We start from the raw sequence: 18,374 nt of genomic DNA on the forward strand, positions 1-18,374 counted from the left end.
AACTATTGAATTTCTTCAATTTTAAAGTTTGTCATTATTTATTATATTGTGATTTAAATTATAGATAAATAATATAATATTTTATAAATTTTACAAAAGGGCATTAAAGACTCCTTTAATTTCTGTACCAGTCGATATGCTTTTTTATATAGATTGGAGGGTGAGGACGACTTATTGAGTCGTCCTTTTTTTTAAATAAAAGTAAGTTTATCTTGTTGAAGAAGTTATATAATCTTCCTGCTAAAATGGAATCACGAATTAATAAGTATCACAATAAAATCATTAAGAAATTTATTGATATAGTGATTTCAATTTTTCTGTTTGTGATATTATTACCAATTGTTTTTATAATTATATTTTCTATAGTAAAGTTAACAGATGGAGGGAGTGTATTATTCAAACAAAAAAGATTTGGTTACAAAAGAGAAATATTCACTATTTATAAATTCCGTTCGATGAATTTAGATGGGAAAGAATATACTAAATATGGAAATTTTATCAGGAAGAGATTTATTGATGAAATACCACAAATTATTAATGTATTAAAAGGTGAAATGAGTGTGGTAGGACCAAGACCTCATGCAGTAGAAGAAGATTTAAAATATTCTGGAATGCTAAGTGAATATAATAATCGTTATGAAGTTTTACCTGGAATAACAGGATGGGCACAGGTTAATAATTTAAGAGGTAAATTAAATGATGAATTAATAAAGAAACGTTTGGATTATGATTTGTGGTATATAAGAAATTGGTCATTATGGCTGGACGTGAAAATTATTTTTATGACACTTTGGAAGATGATAAAAGGGGATAGAAGTAGTAAGTGCTAAGTAGAATGATTAATAGAATTTTAGTTTGACATATTCGATAAATCCTTCGATCACTTCGTTTTAAGAGATCCTTCGTCTCGACTCTGTCGGACTCAGGATGACTTCGTCAACTTATCACATCATTTTATCAGCATTACCATGTCATCCTGAACGAAGTGAAGGATCTCAGATTCTTCGGTCGTCTCGACTTCGTCGGACTCCCTCAGAATGACAGTTTAGGTTTGACAAAACATTGATTCTTTATTTTAATTTTTACATTACTCATTATGACTTCGTCAACTTATCATCTCATTTTATAGACATCATCATGTCATTCTGAATCCGCTAAAGTCGAGATGAAGGATCTTAGATACATCGATCGTTTCTCTTTAAGAGATTCTTCGGTCGTTTCACTCCCTCAGAATGACTTCGTCAGATTCTTCGGTCATCCGACTTTGTCGGACTCCCTCAGAATGACAGTGTTATTTTATCATGCCATGATGAATATTACTATTGTCATTCTGAATCCCGCCAGAGGCGGGGTGAAGAATCTCTTGTTATTATGAATAAAAGAATTCAAGAATAATCTTACTTTAGCTATATTTATAGTCAATCATATAAAAATATAAAAACTTCCTTTTGAAAAGGAAACTTATTTTATTAATTTTCCTTATAAGAAGGAAACTTATATGAAAGATTTATTCAAAACAATAATTAAAGACTTCCATACTAATTTTATTCCAGCAGTAAAGAAAAGAAATCTATCTGTCCCTATTAACTCGAATAAAATTGTGACAATTATCGGAGGTAGAAGGACTGGTAAAACTTATTATTTATATCAATTAATAAACCAAATCTTAGATTATACAGAGATAACTAATATAGTTTATATTAATTTCGAAGATGAACGTTTAAATATTTCTGATAAAGAATTACAATTAATTATTGATGCTTATTATGAATTATACCCGGATAATAAAAGTGAATTATATTTCTTTTTTGATGAGATTCAATATTTTAAAAACTGGGAAAGATTTGTCAGAAGAATATATGATTCTATATCAAAAAAAATTTTTATAACGGGTTCTTCTTCTAAATTACTAAGTAAAGAAATAGCCACAAGTTTAAGAGGACGATCTATTACTTATGAGTTATTTCCTCTAACTTTTAATGAATACTTGCAGTTCAGGAATATTGATAGTAGTGATATTTATTCGACCAGAAATAAAGCTAAGATAAGAAGAGCTTTTAATGAATATTTATTTAATGGAGGATATCCTGAAGTTGTAAATTTTGATAAAGAATTAAGGTTAAGAACTTTGCAATCTTATTTCGATGTAATGATTTATCGCGATATTATTGAACGTTATGAAATAAGAAATGTATTAGCATTGAAATACTTTATTAAGAAATCAATATCTAATGTGGCTAATTATTTATCTATTAATAAACTTTATAATGAACTAAAATCTGCAGGTATAAAAATTTCTAAAGATTCTATATATGATTTTATAAATTATGTGAATGATTGTTATTTATTATTTCTGATTAATATTTACTCGGAATCTATACATATTCAAAATACAAATGATAAAAAAATTTATTGTGTAGATAATGGTATTGTTTCATCAATTTCTTATGCAGCTTCAGAAAATATTGGAAGACTTCTGGAAAACATTATTTATCTTAGTTTAAGAGTAGATGGGTATTATATATATTATTTTCGTGATAAAAGAGAATGCGATTTTGTTGTAATAAAGGAGGGCAAAATAAAAGATGCAATTCAAGTTACTAAGGAATTGAATAGCAACAACAGAGAACGAGAAATTGAAGGATTAATAGATGCACTGGAATATTTTGGGTTAAAGAAAGGAACTATAATAACATTAAATCAATCAGATGAATTGGTAGTTAATGGAAAACACATAAAGATTGTGCCAGCATGGCAATGGCTACTGAAGAAGAATAACGAGTAATTTTACAATAATAACTTTAAAGTATTTTTAAGAGTGATTTTAATAAATTATTGAAAGAAGTAGAATCGTTTAATGTTAATGAATAAAAAAATTACACTTAATCTGACTACCATCATGTAGGTTTACTCAATTGATAAAATTACTGTTCACTTCTTCCGAAGGAATGGCTATGTCAAGTGAAATGAATAAAAAATTTCAAAGAATAATCTAACTTTAGCTACATTAGTATTAGATTCTTCGGTTATTTCAATTTAAGAGATCCTTCGTCGTGCCTACAGCAGGACTCAGAATAACTTCGTCAACATATCACATCATTTTATCAGCATCACCATGTCATTCTGATTCTCTTAGAAAACAAATGGTATAAATCAAAGATTCAAAGATGTTCATTTTGCTGTATTGTGAGCAACTTAACACTAATAATATTTATTCTGGTTAATGTTTGTACTTGTATAAAGGTACAAAATAATTTATTTTTATACCTGTAAATAGGTATAAAATGAAAGACTTAATAAAAAGAATAATTGTTGATTTTATTGAAAGAGATTTACCTCAAATCAAAGATCGCAGTATAAACATCCCTCTTAATTCAGGTAAAATTATTTCTATTGTTGGAGCAAGAAGAACTGGCAAAACTTTTTTATTATACCTTTTGATAAATAAATTACGAGCAGAAATTCCCTCAGATAGAATAGTATATTTTAATTTTGAAGATGATAGATTATTCCCCCCAACTCTAAAAACAATGGATTTATTTCTTCAATCATATTATGAGTTGTTCCCTGATAATAAATTGCAACATGTATATTTCTTTTTTGATGAAATACAGTTAGTTGATAATTGGGAAAAATTTATACGCAGAATTTATGATAACGAAAAATGTAGCATCTTTATAACTGGCTCTTCTTCAAAACTCTTAATTAAAGAATTAAGTACAGCATTAAGAGGTAGAAGTATAAGCTATGAGTTATTCCCATTAGATTTTAAAGAATATTTGTCTTTTAATGATATAGAAATAAATATTCACTCAACAAAATCAGTAACTAAAATTATTAACATATTTAATAAATATGTTAGTTCTACCTCTTTCCCAGAACTAATAAATATGGAAGATGAATTAAAACAAAAATCATTACGTGAATATTTAGATTTGATCATTTATAAAGATATTGTTGAAAGATATGGTGTATCAAACATTCATTTAATGAAATATCTTATAAGATTTTTATTTAGTAATAGTGGTAATCTTATTTCTATTAATAAAATTTATAATGAACTAAAATCTTCTGGTCTGAATATTTCGAGGAATTCGGTTTATGAATATATTTCTTATCTGGAAGATTCATATATCATATTCAATGTCAAGTTATTCACCAGAAATTTGAGAGAGCAATTTAGAAATCCGAGTAAGTATTTTACATTAGATAATGGACTGAAAAAATTAGTTTCTACAAGTGAAGATAAAGGGAAATTACTTGAGTCGATTGTATTTATGCATTTGAGAAGAAGAAGTAATAATATTTATTATTATTTGTCAGAACAAGAAATTGATTTTGTATTAAGTGAAGAGAAAAAATTAATAAATGTTTGTTATGATTTATCCTCAAGAGCGACAAGAATTAGAGAGATTAATTCTTTTTTGAATGGATTAAAAAAGTTTAAAAATTATTCAGCATTACTGCTTACAAATGATGAGGAGGGGGAAGAAATAGTTGATGGAAATGTTATAAAGATTATGCCGGTTTGGAAATGGATATTGTTACAGGAATGAAGTAAAAATTTATCTGATAATTTTTAAGAATAAATAGAGAAATTGTGTAAATCCCACCTCTTGCAGGAGAGATTCTTCGGTCGTCCGACTTTGTCGGACTCCCTCAAAATGACAGTGTTGGTTTTACATTGTCATTCTGAATCCCGCCAGAGGCGGGATGAAGAATCTCTTACTATATTATTTCATTATAACTTTGTTAATTCTTATAATAACTTCGTTAGATTCTTCGTCCGACTCCGTCGGACTCAGAATGACAGTTTAAGTTGAACAAAAAATTGATTTTTTATTTTACTTTTTACATTACTCATTATGACTTCGTCAACTTATCACATCATTTTATCAGCATCACCATGTCATTCTGAACGAAGTGAAGAATCTCAGATTCTTCGGTCGTCTCGACTTCGTTGGACTCCCTCCATTAGACTTAGATAGTAAAATAAATTATTTTATAAAAGAATTTAATAATAAAATAAGGATTAAATAAAATACCCAAAGAACCGAGTAAGTCTATTCGTTCCTCAGAAAAAAAAACTATATTCTGAATAAGACCCGGTTCTTTGGTGGTTAAAGCTAAATAATATTTCCATAAAAAAGATTATTAAAATGGAGTAAGCTCATACCACTAAGGGTGTTTAATTAAAAAAGAACAATGCATAAAACAAAATATTTCATTGGCATCGATATTTCAGCAGATGATTTTTCTGCTAGTTGTATTAGTAGTCCTGATAATATTGTTTTCTCAACACAAAAGTTTTCAAATAACATTGATGGTGCTGAAGAGTTTTTATCTTTGCTCTCTAAACACAACATAAAACAGTCTGAAACTATCATTTGTATGGAAGCAACAGGAGTTTATTCTGAGAACATTACTTACTTCTTAGCTTCAAAAGGATTTACTATTTCTATTGAAGCTCCACAGAAAGTAAAGAACAAAACGAAAGATACGCCAAGAAAAAATGACTTTATTGATGCTCTATCAATAGCAGAATATGCTTACAGGTATTATGATAAACTCCCTATCTGGAAACCAAAAAATGAGATATTAGAGCAAATACAGGTGCTTTTAACTACTCGTGAACACCTTAGCGTTCAGATGACTGCTAATATAAATGCTCTTAAAACTCTAAAGCATAAATATTATCAAACTCCGCTGGCTAATCAGATTTATGAAAAAACTATCAGTAAACTTAAAGAACATATCAAAGAGATTGACCGGGAAATAAAGGCTTTAATCAATAAAGACGATTCATTTAAGAACAATATTTTTTTAGCCATGTCTGTTCCTGGTGTTGGATTACTTTTAGCTGCAAATCTCCTTGTTCTAGCAAAAGGCTTTACCGAAGTGCTTAACTACAAACGTATAGCCTCCTATACTGGAATATGTCCCTATGAACAGATGAGCGGAACATCGCTGCATAAACCACCAAGATCAAGAAAGTGTGGTCCATCTAAACTCAGAAAACTACTTTATCTTGCAGCATTATCTGTAAGAACACATAAACGTAACTTTAAGAAATACTTTCTTCGCAAAGTATCTGAAGGAAAAAATAAACGCCTAATACTAAACAACATTGAAAATAAACTATTAAAAATAATTTGTGCTGTCATTAATTCTGGTGTTGCTTATACTGAAAATTATAAATCTATTAATCCAAATTTATTAAAATCAGATTGACTTTGTCATAATATTCAGAATGACTTCGCAAGTACCCGTCTGTCATTCTGAACGAAGTGAAGAATCTCATATCCTTTGGTTACTTCGCTTTAAGAGATTCTTCGGTCATCCGACTTCGTCGGATTCCCTCAGAATGACAGTGTAAACTTCATTATGTCATTCTGATTCCGCTTCAAGCGAAGAAGAATCTTTTTATTCAAAAGTATTTTAATTTTTGTTAACTTGTATAAAGTGAATAAAAACTTAATAGATTCTTTAAGATTATAATTGCAAGTTTAAAATTTGTATAAGGAATTATGTGTATAAACTTTTAGTAGAGAGGGAATAATGATTTTTTATGCACAAGGATAAAATAAAAAATATAGTCACAGAATATTTAATTGAAAAACCAGAAATAATTCTGGCTTATATTTTTGGTTCATTTTTTAAAAAAAATATATTTCACGATTTGGATATTGGGATTTATCTTTCAGAAGAGTTTAATAAAAATGATTTTAATAAATACCCCTATGGATATGAAAGTTATTTAATTAGCGAATTGAGTCTAAAAGTTAGAATGAAAGTTGATGTGGTTATAATGAATAATTCTAATTTATTATTACAACAGAGAATAATTAATAATGGAATTTTATTATTTAGTAAAAATGATAACTTTAGAGTATTCTATGAAAATACAATAAGAAAAAACTATATTGATGCAGAACCCCTTAGAAAAATAAAGAGCTATTATCTAAGCAGGAAAATAGAAAATGCCGGATATTGAAATAATTGCCAAACGAATAGAAAATTTTCTACTGGATTTTGAGAATCTGAAGAAACATAAAAATGTTACTGCTGATGATATAAAACAGAACAAGGATTTATTATGGATACTGGAAAGAGGAATATATTTATTAATCCAAAATTTATTTGACATGTTTGCACATATAATAGCAGCAGATTTTAATGAAAGCTGGGATTATTATACAGACATTCCAGACATACTTCTTAAGCATAATTTAATATCACAAGAAGAAGCAGAACAATTAAAAAAGATGGCTGGTTATAGAAATCGACTAAGTCATGAATACTTAACTTTAGAAGTAAATGTTTTGATTGATATAGTGAATAATCGTTTAAAATATTTTACTAAGTTTTTATCTGTTATAAAAGATTATTGTAAGTTATAAAGATTATCCATATTTAATGTCTTCGTTAGATTCTTCGGTCACTTTGTTCCCTTATAACTTCATTAGATCCTTCGGTCGTTTCACTCCCTCAGAATGAATTGGCAAGTACTCGTCTGTCATCCTGAATCCCGCCAAAGGCGGGATGAAGGATCTCTTTTCATATCCTTTGGTTACTTCGCTTTAAGAGATTCTTCGGTCGTCCGACTTTGTCGGACTCCCTCAGAATGACAGTGTTGGTTTTACCATGTAATTCTGATTCCACTTCAAGTGAAGAAGAATCTCAGATTCTTTTATTATTTCACTCCTATATTATGACTTTGTCAATTACTATTGTCATTCTGAACCCCGCTGAAAGCGGGGTGAAGAATCTCTTACTATATTATTTCATTATAACTTTGTTAATTCTTATAATAACTTCGTTAGATTCTTCGTCCGACTCCGTCGGACTCAGAATGACAGTTTAAGTTGAACAAAAAATTGATTCTTTATTTTACTTTTTACATTACTCATTATGACTTCGTCAACTTATCATCTCATTTTATAGACATCATCATGTCATTCTGAATCCGCTAAAGTCGAGATGAAGGATCTTAGATACATCGATCGTTTCTCTTTAAGAGATTCTTCGGTCGTTTCACTCCCTCAGAATGAATTGGCAAGTACTCGTCTGTCATCCTGAATCCCGTCAAAGGCGGGATGAAGGATCTCTTTTCATATCCTTTGGTCACTTCGCTTTAAGAGATTCTTCGGTCGTCTCGACTTCGTCGGACTCCCTCAGAATGACAGTGTTGGTTTTACCATGTAATTCTGATTCCGCTTCAAGCGAAGAAGAATCTCAGATTCTTCAGTCACTTTGTTCCTTCAGAATGACTTTGTCGGACTTCGTCTGACTCAGGATGACTTCGTCAACTTATCATCTCATTTTATAGACATCATCATGTCATTCTGAATCCCGCTGAAAGCGGGGTGAAGAATCTCAGATCCTTCGTCAGACTTCGTCTGACTCAGGATGACTGCGTCAGATTGTCTTTATTTTATTCAGCATTCTTTCTATTATTGGTTTATAAAAATTTCAAAATTCTTAAGAATAAGAGAAAATTTTTTTATAATTCATAAACATCAATCTAAATGGCTCAAAATATTCGAAAAATAATGTTTTTTAAAAGTTTTTATTTATGGTAAGATGGCAAGATATTTGTTTTATAAATGATTATTAGAAATTTTTGTTTAAAATAAAATAAGGTGCTTTAATGGAAAGAAAAAAAATAACGATTGATGGAAACGAAGCAGCGGCATATGTTGCTTATCGTGTGAGTGAAGTAATTGCAATTTATCCAATAACACCATCTTCACCAATGGGTGAACTGTCGGATGCATGGTCGGCAGCTGGTATAAAAAATATCTGGGGTACAGTTCCAACTGTAACAGAAATGCAAAGCGAAGGTGGTGCTGCTGGAGCTGTTCATGGTGCACTTCAAGCTGGTGCTTTGACTACTACATTTACAGCATCTCAGGGTTTATTGTTAATGATTCCAAATATGTATAAAATAGCTGGTGAATTAACCCCCACTGTATTTCATGTAAGTGCTCGCTCATTAGCTGCATCGGCTCTATCAATTTTTGGTGATCATAGCGATGTTATGGCTACCCGTCAAACTGGATTTGGATTGATTTGTTCTAACTCTGTTCAGGAAGTAATGGATACAGCTTTAATTGCTCATGCAGCTTCTCTGGAATCAAGAATTCCTTTTGTCCATTTCTTTGATGGATTTAGAACTTCACATGAAGTAATGAAAATTGAATCCCTGAGTGAGGATGATATTCGTGCTATGATTAATGATGATTATGTAAAAGAATTTAAGAAAAGAGCACTAAACCCTGATAACCCATTTATAAGAGGAACTGCTCAAAATCCAGATGTTTATTTCCAGGGGAGAGAAGTTGTAAATCGATTTTATAATGCTTGTCCAGATATAGTTCAAAAGTATATGGATAAATTTGCACAGTTAACAGGTCGTCAATATCATTTGTTTGATTATTATGGTGCACCTGATGCTAAAAGAATAATTATATTGATGGGTTCTGGTGCAGAAACAGCTGAAGAGACTGTTGATTATCTAACTCAAAGAATGGAAGAAAAAGTTGGTATAATAAAAGTAAGATTGTATCGTCCATTCTCTGCAAAACATTTGCTTGCTGCTATTCCTAAAACTGTAGAAAAAATTGCAGTTCTCGATAGAACCAAAGAACCAGGTTCATTTGGTGAACCACTTTACCTTGATGTTGTATCTGCAATTAGTGATGCAATGAATTCAGATAATCCACCATTTGCAAAAATGCCAAAAATTGTTGGTGGTCGTTATGGATTATCTTCAAAAGAATTTACTCCTGCAATGGTAAAAGCAGTTTTTGATAATCTTAAATTAGATAATCCTAAAAATCATTTTACAGTTGGAATTATTGACGATGTTACTTTCACAAGCTTGGATTATGATCCTTCATTTATAATTGAAGGAGATGATGTTGTAAAATGTTTATTCTATGGTCTTGGTGCAGATGGTACAGTTGGTGCAAATAAAAATTCTATTAAAATTATTGGTGAAGAAACAGATAATTATGCTCAGGGTTATTTTGTTTATGATTCAAAGAAATCTGGATCTACAACCGTATCGCATTTAAGATTTGGTAAGAAACCAATTCGTTCAACTTACCTTGTTCAAAAAGCAAATTTTGTTGGATGCCATCAGTTTACATTACTTGAAAAATTTGATGTACTTGAAAATATCGTAGATGGTGGAACATTTCTTCTAAATTCTCCTTATGGTAAAGATGATACATGGGATAAATTACCAAGAAAAGTTCAACAACAAATTATAGATAAAAAATTAAATTTCTATGTAATTGATGCTTATAGTGTTGCTGCAAAGACTGGAATGGGAAGTCGTGTTAATACTATAATGCAAACATGCTTCTTTGCAATATCGGGTATTCTTCCTAAAGATGAAGCTATTGAGCAAATTAAAAAAGCAATTAAGAAAACATACGGTGCAAAAGGAGAAGAAATAGTTAAAAAGAATTTTGAAGCAGTTGACCAGACACTCGAAAATCTTTATAAAATTGAAGTTCCAGAAAAAGTAACAAGTACTATTGAGCTACCACCAATTGTATCTGATAAAGCACCAGATTATGTTAAAAATGTTCTTGCAAAAATAATGGCTGGCAAAGGTGATTATGTAAAAGTAAGTGAAATGCCTGTAGATGGTACATTTCCATCAGCAACAACAAGATGGGAAAAAAGAAATATTGCTCTCGAAGTACCTGAGTGGGATCCTGAATGGTGTATACAATGCGGTAAATGTGCTCTTGTTTGTCCTCATGCTGCAATAAGAATAAAAGTATATGATAAAAAGTATTTAGAAAATGCACCTGCAACATTTAAGCACATGGATGCAAAAGGGAAAGAATTCCCTGAAGGTTATGCTTATACAATTCAAGTGGCAGTAGAAGATTGTACAGGTTGTGAATTATGTTATGAAGTATGTCCAGCAAAAAATAAGAGAGATACAAAACGTAAAGCACTTAATATGGTTCCACAAATACCAATTCGTGAACAGGAAAGAGTTAATTTTGATTTCTTCCTTGAATTACCTGAAATAGATAGAAGATTGGTTAATCCATCACTTGTAAAAAGTAATCAATTATTAGAACCTTTATTTGAGTTCTCTGGTGCATGTTCAGGTTGTGGTGAAACTCCTTATCTCAAACTAATGTCGCAATTATTTGGTGATAGAGCAATTATAGCAAATGCTACAGGATGTTCATCGATTTATGGTGGCAATTTACCTACAACACCATGGGCAAAAAATAAAGAAGGAAGAGGTCCTGCATGGTCAAATTCATTATTCGAAGATAATGCAGAATTTGGTATGGGTATGCGTCTTGCAATCGATAAACAAAATGAGTTTGCAAAAGAATTACTTGTAAAACTACAGAATGAATTAGGAAAAGAATTTGTTGAATCAATTATCAACGCAGATCAAAAAGATGAAGCTGGAATTTATGAACAGAGACAAAGAGTAGCTGAATTAAAGAAAAAATTAGAAAACATTAATACTCCTGATGCAAAGAAATTACTCCAAGTAGCTGATTATCTTGTTAAAAAATCTGTCTGGATTGTTGGTGGTGATGGATGGGCTTATGATATTGGCTATGGTGGATTAGATCATGTTTTGGCTTCTGGTAAAAATGTAAATATTCTTGTTCTTGATACAGAAGTTTATTCAAATACTGGTGGACAGATGTCGAAAGCAACAGGAATGGGTGCTGTTGCAAAATTTGCTGCAGCAGGTAAACCTACACCAAAGAAAGATTTAGCTATGATGGCAATGAATTATGGTAATGTTTATGTAGCTCGAGTAGCTTTTGGTGCAAATGATGCTCAAACAGTTCGTGCATTCCTCGAAGCAGAAGCATATGATGGACCATCTATCATTATTGCTTACAGTCATTGTATTGCTCATGGTATTAATATGTCTAAAGGACTTGAAAGTCAAAAATTAGCAGTTGATAGTGGATACTGGCCATTAATTAGATATAATCCAGAAAATCTTAAAGAAGGGAAGAATCCTCTTAAATTAGATTCAAAAGCTCCAAAGATTAAACTTGAAGACTATATTTACACTGAAACCAGATATAAGATGTTAACTAAATCTCATCCACTAATTGCAAGACAACTACTTGAAAAAGCACAGGAAGAAGTTATTAAGAGATGGAAATTATATGAACAGATGGCAAGTTTTGATTATTCTGTGAGTGTAACAGAAAAGAAAGAAGAAAAAGTTGCAAATTAACCTCGAAAAGCTGCTCTTAATGAGCAGCTTTTTTTATTAATAAGTTTTTGGGGGAATTATGGACTTATCTACTAATTACATGGGATTAAAATTAAAAAATCCTATTGTCCCATCTGCATCACCTTTATCACAGAGTATAGATACTGTAAAAGCAATGGAGGAAGCTGGTGCTGCAGCAATTGTTGTATATTCATTATTCGAAGAGCAAATTATTCATGAAAGTGGTGAACTTGATCATTATCTTTCGTATCATGCAGAAAGTTTTGCAGAAGCATTAAATTATTTTCCACAACCAGAAGAATTTCATTTAACACCTTATCAATATTTAGATCATATAGCACAATTAAAAAAGTCAGTTAAAATTCCTGTTATAGGAAGTTTAAATGGAGTAAGTAAAGGAGGTTGGGTTCAATATGCAAAAAGTATTGAACAGGCTGGTGCTGATGCACTTGAATTAAATATTTATTATGTAGCAACAAATCCAGAAATGACTGGTAGTGAAGTTGAAAATATTTATATTGATACTTTGCAGGCAGTTAAAAGTCAGGTTAAAATTCCAGTTGCAGTTAAATTAAGTCCATATTTTTCATCTATGGCGAATATGGCAAAAAAATTAGATGAAGCTGGTGCTGATGCACTTGTTTTATTTAATAGATTTTATCAACCAGATTTTGATTTAGAAAAATTAGAGGTTGTGCCAAATCTTATATTAAGTACAAACTGGGAAATGAGATTACCATTAAGATGGATTTCTATTTTATATGGTAACATCAAAGCTTCGCTTGCTGCTACAAGTGGAATACATTCTCATGAAGATGTAATTAAAGTGATAATGGCTGGAGCAGATGTAGCAATGGTTTGTTCTGAACTTTTAATGCATGGAATTGGAAGAATAAAAGAAATGTTGAAAGGTCTCGAAAATTGGATGGAAGAAAATGGTTATAATTCAATCCAGATGATGAAAGGGAGTATGAGTCAAAAGTCAGTTGCTGTACCGTCAGCATTCGAACGAGCAAACTATATGAAGATGTTACAGAGTTATAAAACACATATTTGATATAATATAAATATCGAAACCTTGCCTGAAGCAAACAGGCAGGGTTTCAATTATTCATCTACTTCCAGAAACACTCCTCAAAACTCAAAACGCAAATCTGACGTAAGAAAAAATTGCTGTTAGTTCATACAATTTTAAACAAATAAAATACTTAAACTTTCTCCAAACGATCCCTCACGTATAATGTGTTTAAAATCAAAAATGCTTTTGAAGATGATTAAATTATACTTACATGGGATGAATTTCAGAATTTAATTTCTACCTGATATTGTTTGATTATTATATTTTCATATAAATGAAAAATCAATAGGATATTAAATAAAATTCATTTATTTTAGACTTGTTATCCTATATAAATTGAAATCTGGTTAGTATGAATCAAAATAAAACTTTGACTGCAATAATAGTTGATGATGAACTTCATGGCAGAGAGAATTTAAAGAAAATTATTGAATTATATTGTCCTGAAGTTGAAGTGCTTGACTGTGCTGAATCTGTGCCGAGTGCAATGAAAATAGTTGAAGAATGCAATCCAGATGTGGTTTTTCTTGATATTAGTATGCCTGTACTTGATGGATTCGATTTTCTTAATGAGTTTGAAGAACGAAATTTTATGGTAGTGTTTGTAACAGCTTATGAAGAGTTTGGAATTAAAGCAGTTAAAGCTAATGTTGCAGATTATCTTTTAAAACCTATAAACATCAAAGAACTTAAATTGACAATAAAAAAACTTTTACATAATAAGCAAAAGAATGTGAAAGTCGATACAGTTCATGAAGCAAATAAATTAGTTTTACCTGCATCTCATGGATATGATGTTCTGGAAATTAAGGATGTCATTCGTCTTGAAGCTCAAGGATGTTATACAAAAATATTTTTAAATGGGGGAAAATATAAAACTGTTTCCCGCACATTGAAAGATTTTGAAGATATACTTCCAAAAGATTTATTCTTCCGAACACATAAATCGCATATTGTTAATTTAAAGTGCATAAAAGGATATTCAAGATTTGACGGTTATTATGTATTAATGATGGATAACAGTAAAGTCGAAATATCACGTAGAAAAGTTTCAGAATTTCTTCTAAGATCAAAAGAATTGATGAAAACAGTCTGACAATGATTAAGTATAAAATTACCAGAACGATTTTGGGAATTGTTCTTATAAAATCCCCTCCTTTTAAATATCCCACTTTGATTTTATATTCATTAATGATTTTTATTTTCACTTTTCAATCTCTCTACTCTCAAACTCCTCCATATTACCATTACACTTCATCTGATGGATTACCTTCTTCTACTGTATTTGATATGCTTCAGGATAAAGAAGGATTTATGTGGTTCGGCACTTTGAATGGATTAAGTAGATTTGACGGAAAACATTTTATTAACTTTAATGAAAAGGACGGACTGAATTCTGTTGTAATTACAACATTACTGCATGGTATTAACGGTGAAATTTATATTGGTAATTATGAGAAAGGAATAAACATTTTACGCAATGGTAAAATCGAAAATTTCCGTAGTAAAATAAAAGGGACAAATTTTAATACTTCTTTTTTTCTAAGACAGGATAATAAAATTTATTCTTACTCCAGTTATGGAAGAATAGTATTTTTTAATGAAAATACTGATTCAAGCAAGGATGGTTTTATTGTAGTTCATCCTGCAACTTTTATTATTAGATTAGCCAGATTATCAAATGGAAATATACTTGTATTAACTTCAAAAGGAATATTTCGCATTGAGAATAATAAACTTATTAAAATGAATATAAACGGATTGCCTGATGGTTATTATTATTGTCTTGCTGAACGAAGTGATGGAAGTTATTTTGTTGGAGCAAAAGGAGCAGTTTATCAAATAAATAATAATAGTGTAATTAATAAATTTGTAATGAACTCGTATGCTAATAAACTTATTTATTCAATTTACTGCGATAAAAAAAATAATATTTGGTTCTCAATTCTGGGCAAAGGTTTCTTTCTAATTCCTTCTGGAAGTAATAAAATATTAAATCTCGGTGAAAAGATGGGACTGGAGAATACTCAGATTGATGGCTTTTATGAAGATAAAGAAGAAAATATCTGGATTTCAACATTTGGCAAAGGTGTCTTTTGCTTGAATAACCTTTATTTGAGAAATTATTCTGAAAAAGATGGATTAACAAATAATAATGTCAACTGTATTGAAAAAGAAAAGTCAGGTAAAATTTTATTTGGTACAATAAACGGCATTAATATTCTTGATAATGGAATTATTAGTCCACTCAAAAATAAATCTGGCAAAATTTTAACGGGCTACATAAATGATATTAAATCTTACGATAAGAATATATATATCAACTGGGCTTCTGAAACTCCTGAAATAAAAAGTGTATCTTATAAAGATTTGAATTTTCATTTCGTAAATTTTCCTTCGTTCTATAAAACAAGATCAGGACTTTATATTTATGGAAATGTGGGAAATGATATTAGGATTTTAAATGAGTATAAAACAAAATTCAAAGGAACTATACCAATAACAATTTTTGGAGACAGCCTTTCAACAAATCGAATAAATGCCATTGTTGAAGACTCAAAAAATAATATTTGGATTGGTACAAGTCTTGGTCTTTGCAAACTTTCTGAAATAAATATAAAAACCACTCCAATTAAATTCACTAAAACTTTCTTTCCAGATAATCCTGTGCTCAGTTCAAAAATTAATTCGATTTACACCGATAAAAAAAACAGAGTTTGGTTTACAGGAGTAAAAGGTATTGCCTGTTACGATCTTGAAACTGATTCTATTGCAAATAATTTGAGCATAATAGATCTTGATAATTCACTTCCAACTTCTGTAGCAATAGATAGTAAACAGAGAATCTGGATTGGAACAATGAAAGGACTTTATCTACTTGATAATGGAAAAACAAAATTCCTGAATAGAAACGAAGGTTTGCCTTCAAACGAAATACTTTCTCTTTATTTTGATGATGAAAAAAATTCTTTATATATCGGCACAAGTGATGGAATTTCTTTACTTGATATGACTTCATTCGATTCTTATGTAAATCCTAAACTCACAGTACAAATGCTAAATATCAAAGCTGGTGATTCGGTTTATACTAACTACAGCAATTTGGTTTTTAATCCTGAACAGCATGATATCTTTATTAATTACAAAACCATAAGTTATTCTTCTCCAGGTTCAATCAAATATAAATATAAGCTTAATGATGATCCATGGATTGAAACAGAAAATGATTTTTTAAATTTCTTAGCCCTAAAACATGGAGATTACAAACTACAGATAAAAGCAAAAACGCAAAATGCTGATTGGAGTAAAACATATTTTCTTTCTTTCCGTATTCTGCCGAGATTCATTGAAACAATCTGGTTCGAGATTTTACTTATAAGTGTACTTGTCAGTTTGTTTGTGCTAATCATAATTTGGCGTTTAAAATTGAACAACAAAAAAATTAGACTTGAATTAGAATTAACTGAGAAAATCAATAATCTCAAGCATCAGGCATTATCTGCGATGATGAATCCTCATTTTATTTTTAATTCACTCAATTCAGTACAGTTTTTAATAAATAGCAAGAAGAATGAAGAAGCGAATAACTACATTGCAATGATGGCAAAATTAATTAGAAAAAATCTTGACACTGCAGGAAATGGATTTATACTTTTATCGGAAGAGATAAATCGATTGAAACTTTATCTTGATCTTGAAAAGTTGAGATTTCAGGAAAGATTTTCCTATGAGATTATTTTAGGTGAAGATGTTAAACCTGATTCACTTTTAATACCAAATATGATAATTCAACCATTTGTTGAAAATTCTTTGTGGCATGGTATTATAAATTCAGGAAATAATGGACTGCTAACAATTTCTTTTTTATTTGAGAATATTGAGATTGATTCAATAATAAGTAAATCGCTAATAATAAAAGTAACTGATAATGGAGTTGGAATTAAACAGGCAAAACAAAATAGAAGAGAAGACCACATCTCAAAAGGGATTCAGATTATTGAAGAACGTCTGAAACTTTTGAGTACTAAAATGGAACTACCTAAACCAATTATACTTGAAGATTTGAGTGAAAGATATGTTAACTCACATGGAACTGAAGTTATAATTTCACTTTCTTCACCAATGTATAAAGACATTTCGATTAATTAATTCCCCTTGAAATTATCTCACCTATAACATTTCGTAAAACAACCACACTTTATCTAAACCGTTAATTTAAAATTTACTACCGATCATTTATTAAAAAACACCGTATCCTTATTTAATATTTCACAAACACAATTATGAAATTAAATTTGACACAAAAATGGATATGGTTATGATTACTATAAGAAATATACTTGAAAAGATTTCATCAATCATAAATAAATATTTTTTCAAAAAGAAAAGTTCTTTCCCTCTCATAATTATCAAGAAAGAAAATGACGATGAAATTATTAAAGAATATAAGTCTATTGAAGATGTAATTATTGACTTAGAAAATGATCCAAATGTTTCTTCAGAGAAAATAGAGATACTTAAAATATCTCTGAAAAAATTAAAGAATAGAACTTCTATTAAAATCAAAGATGGGGAAATCATTAAATAAAATTAAAAAGGAGAAAAAATGGGGATTTTAATAAATGCTTTCAAAGTAAAATATATTCTAATTACATTTCTTTGCGTTGCTTTTAATACTAATCAAGCAATAGCACAGGTAAAATCATCCAGAATTCATTTTGTTGAAACCAGGCACAATTTCGGCAAAGTAGAACAGGGCACAGTACTTATATATGGATATAAATTTAAGAATACAGGTGAAGATACACTTGTAATAAAAAATATTCGTGCCAGTTGTGGATGTACAGGTGTAACAATTGGCGAAAAGAAAAAATTTATTACTGAAGAAGAAGGTGAAATTAAAGTTAGTTTTGATACAAATGGTAGATCTGGTATTCAAAACAAAACAATTTCAGTTCAAACAAACGATCCTGAAAATCCTGATGTGCTGCTTTCTTTTACGTGTGAAATATTGAGTAAATAATTAAAAAAATAAAATCAAAGGAT

12 protein-coding genes are annotated in these 18,374 nt (G+C 30.0%); all 12 read left to right on the forward strand.

From position 1 onward, the window contains the following. The first annotated feature begins 212 nt into the window (after positions 1 to 212). The 12 genes from VJY38_RS09125 to VJY38_RS09180 all read left to right on the forward strand — a co-directional run bounded on the left by VJY38_RS09125 (position 213) and on the right by VJY38_RS09180 (position 18,351). Complete coding sequence (locus VJY38_RS09125) at positions 213 to 830, forward strand: sugar transferase (RefSeq protein ID WP_353680384.1); 618 nt, start codon at positions 213 to 215, stop codon at positions 828 to 830. A gap of 668 nt (positions 831 to 1,498) precedes the next feature. Further along, positions 1,499 to 2,785, forward strand: a complete 1,287-nt coding sequence (locus tag VJY38_RS09130) for an ATP-binding protein (protein ID WP_353680385.1) — start codon at positions 1,499 to 1,501, stop codon at positions 2,783 to 2,785. 499 nt (positions 2,786 to 3,284) lie between these two features. Continuing rightward, on the forward strand, positions 3,285 to 4,556 hold the full coding sequence (locus VJY38_RS09135; RefSeq protein ID WP_353680386.1) for an ATP-binding protein: 1,272 nt from the start codon (positions 3,285 to 3,287) through the stop codon (positions 4,554 to 4,556). Positions 4,557 to 5,205: 649 nt separating this feature from the next. Continuing rightward, positions 5,206 to 6,231 (forward strand): IS110 family RNA-guided transposase, encoded by a 1,026-nt coding sequence (locus VJY38_RS09140; RefSeq protein ID WP_353680387.1) that lies wholly within the window; start codon positions 5,206 to 5,208, stop codon positions 6,229 to 6,231. A 337-nt stretch (positions 6,232 to 6,568) separates the two neighbouring features. Continuing rightward, on the forward strand, positions 6,569 to 6,994 hold the full coding sequence (locus tag VJY38_RS09145) for a nucleotidyltransferase domain-containing protein (RefSeq protein WP_353680388.1): 426 nt from the start codon (positions 6,569 to 6,571) through the stop codon (positions 6,992 to 6,994). Next, positions 6,981 to 7,400 (forward strand): type VII toxin-antitoxin system HepT family RNase toxin, encoded by a 420-nt coding sequence (gene hepT, locus VJY38_RS09150; RefSeq protein WP_353680389.1) that lies wholly within the window; start codon positions 6,981 to 6,983, stop codon positions 7,398 to 7,400. The genes VJY38_RS09145 and hepT overlap by 14 nt, the downstream gene beginning before the upstream one ends. 1,250 nt (positions 7,401 to 8,650) lie before the next feature. Beyond that, positions 8,651 to 12,250, forward strand: coding sequence for a pyruvate:ferredoxin (flavodoxin) oxidoreductase (nifJ, locus tag VJY38_RS09155; protein ID WP_353680390.1), 3,600 nt, complete (start codon positions 8,651 to 8,653; stop codon positions 12,248 to 12,250). Positions 12,251 to 12,308: 58 nt separating this feature from the next. Continuing rightward, the gene (locus VJY38_RS09160; RefSeq protein ID WP_353680391.1) at positions 12,309 to 13,307 is read left to right on the forward strand and encodes a dihydroorotate dehydrogenase-like protein; all 999 of its coding nucleotides are present in this window, start codon (positions 12,309 to 12,311) and stop codon (positions 13,305 to 13,307) included. A 373-nt stretch (positions 13,308 to 13,680) separates the two neighbouring features. After that, on the forward strand, positions 13,681 to 14,424 hold the full coding sequence (locus tag VJY38_RS09165) for a LytR/AlgR family response regulator transcription factor (protein WP_353680392.1): 744 nt from the start codon (positions 13,681 to 13,683) through the stop codon (positions 14,422 to 14,424). A 2-nt stretch (positions 14,425 to 14,426) separates the two neighbouring features. Beyond that, positions 14,427 to 17,477: a ligand-binding sensor domain-containing protein gene (locus VJY38_RS09170; RefSeq protein ID WP_353680393.1), complete on the forward strand. Its 3,051-nt coding sequence runs from the start codon at positions 14,427 to 14,429 to the stop codon at positions 17,475 to 17,477. Positions 17,478 to 17,646: 169 nt separating this feature from the next. After that, entirely contained in the window at positions 17,647 to 17,916 is a 270-nt protein-coding gene (locus VJY38_RS09175) for a hypothetical protein (RefSeq protein ID WP_353680394.1), read from the forward strand. Between the two features lie 18 nt (positions 17,917 to 17,934). Beyond that, positions 17,935 to 18,351 carry a DUF1573 domain-containing protein gene (locus VJY38_RS09180; RefSeq protein ID WP_353680395.1) on the forward strand — a complete coding sequence of 139 codons (417 nt, stop codon included), beginning with the start codon at positions 17,935 to 17,937 and terminating at the stop codon, positions 18,349 to 18,351. Positions 18,352 to 18,374: the final 23 nt, after the last annotated feature.

It is taken from the genome of Rosettibacter firmus, assembly GCF_036860695.1.
GTDB lineage: Bacteria > Bacteroidota > Ignavibacteria > Ignavibacteriales > Melioribacteraceae > Rosettibacter > Rosettibacter firmus.

Coding starts and splice junctions, on each gene's coding strand:
- VJY38_RS09130 (WP_353680385.1), top strand. CDS start 1,499: ATGAAAGATTTATTCAAAACAATAATTAAAGACTTCCATACTAATTTT.
- VJY38_RS09135 (WP_353680386.1), top strand. CDS start 3,285: ATGAAAGACTTAATAAAAAGAATAATTGTTGATTTTATTGAAAGAGAT.
- VJY38_RS09140 (WP_353680387.1), top strand. CDS start 5,206: ATGCATAAAACAAAATATTTCATTGGCATCGATATTTCAGCAGATGAT.
- VJY38_RS09145 (WP_353680388.1), top strand. CDS start 6,569: ATGCACAAGGATAAAATAAAAAATATAGTCACAGAATATTTAATTGAA.
- hepT (WP_353680389.1), top strand. CDS start 6,981: ATGCCGGATATTGAAATAATTGCCAAACGAATAGAAAATTTTCTACTG.
- nifJ (WP_353680390.1), top strand. CDS start 8,651: ATGGAAAGAAAAAAAATAACGATTGATGGAAACGAAGCAGCGGCATAT.
- VJY38_RS09160 (WP_353680391.1), top strand. CDS start 12,309: ATGGACTTATCTACTAATTACATGGGATTAAAATTAAAAAATCCTATT.
- VJY38_RS09165 (WP_353680392.1), top strand. CDS start 13,681: ATGAATCAAAATAAAACTTTGACTGCAATAATAGTTGATGATGAACTT.
- VJY38_RS09170 (WP_353680393.1), top strand. CDS start 14,427: ATGATTAAGTATAAAATTACCAGAACGATTTTGGGAATTGTTCTTATA.
- VJY38_RS09175 (WP_353680394.1), top strand. CDS start 17,647: ATGATTACTATAAGAAATATACTTGAAAAGATTTCATCAATCATAAAT.
- VJY38_RS09180 (WP_353680395.1), top strand. CDS start 17,935: ATGGGGATTTTAATAAATGCTTTCAAAGTAAAATATATTCTAATTACA.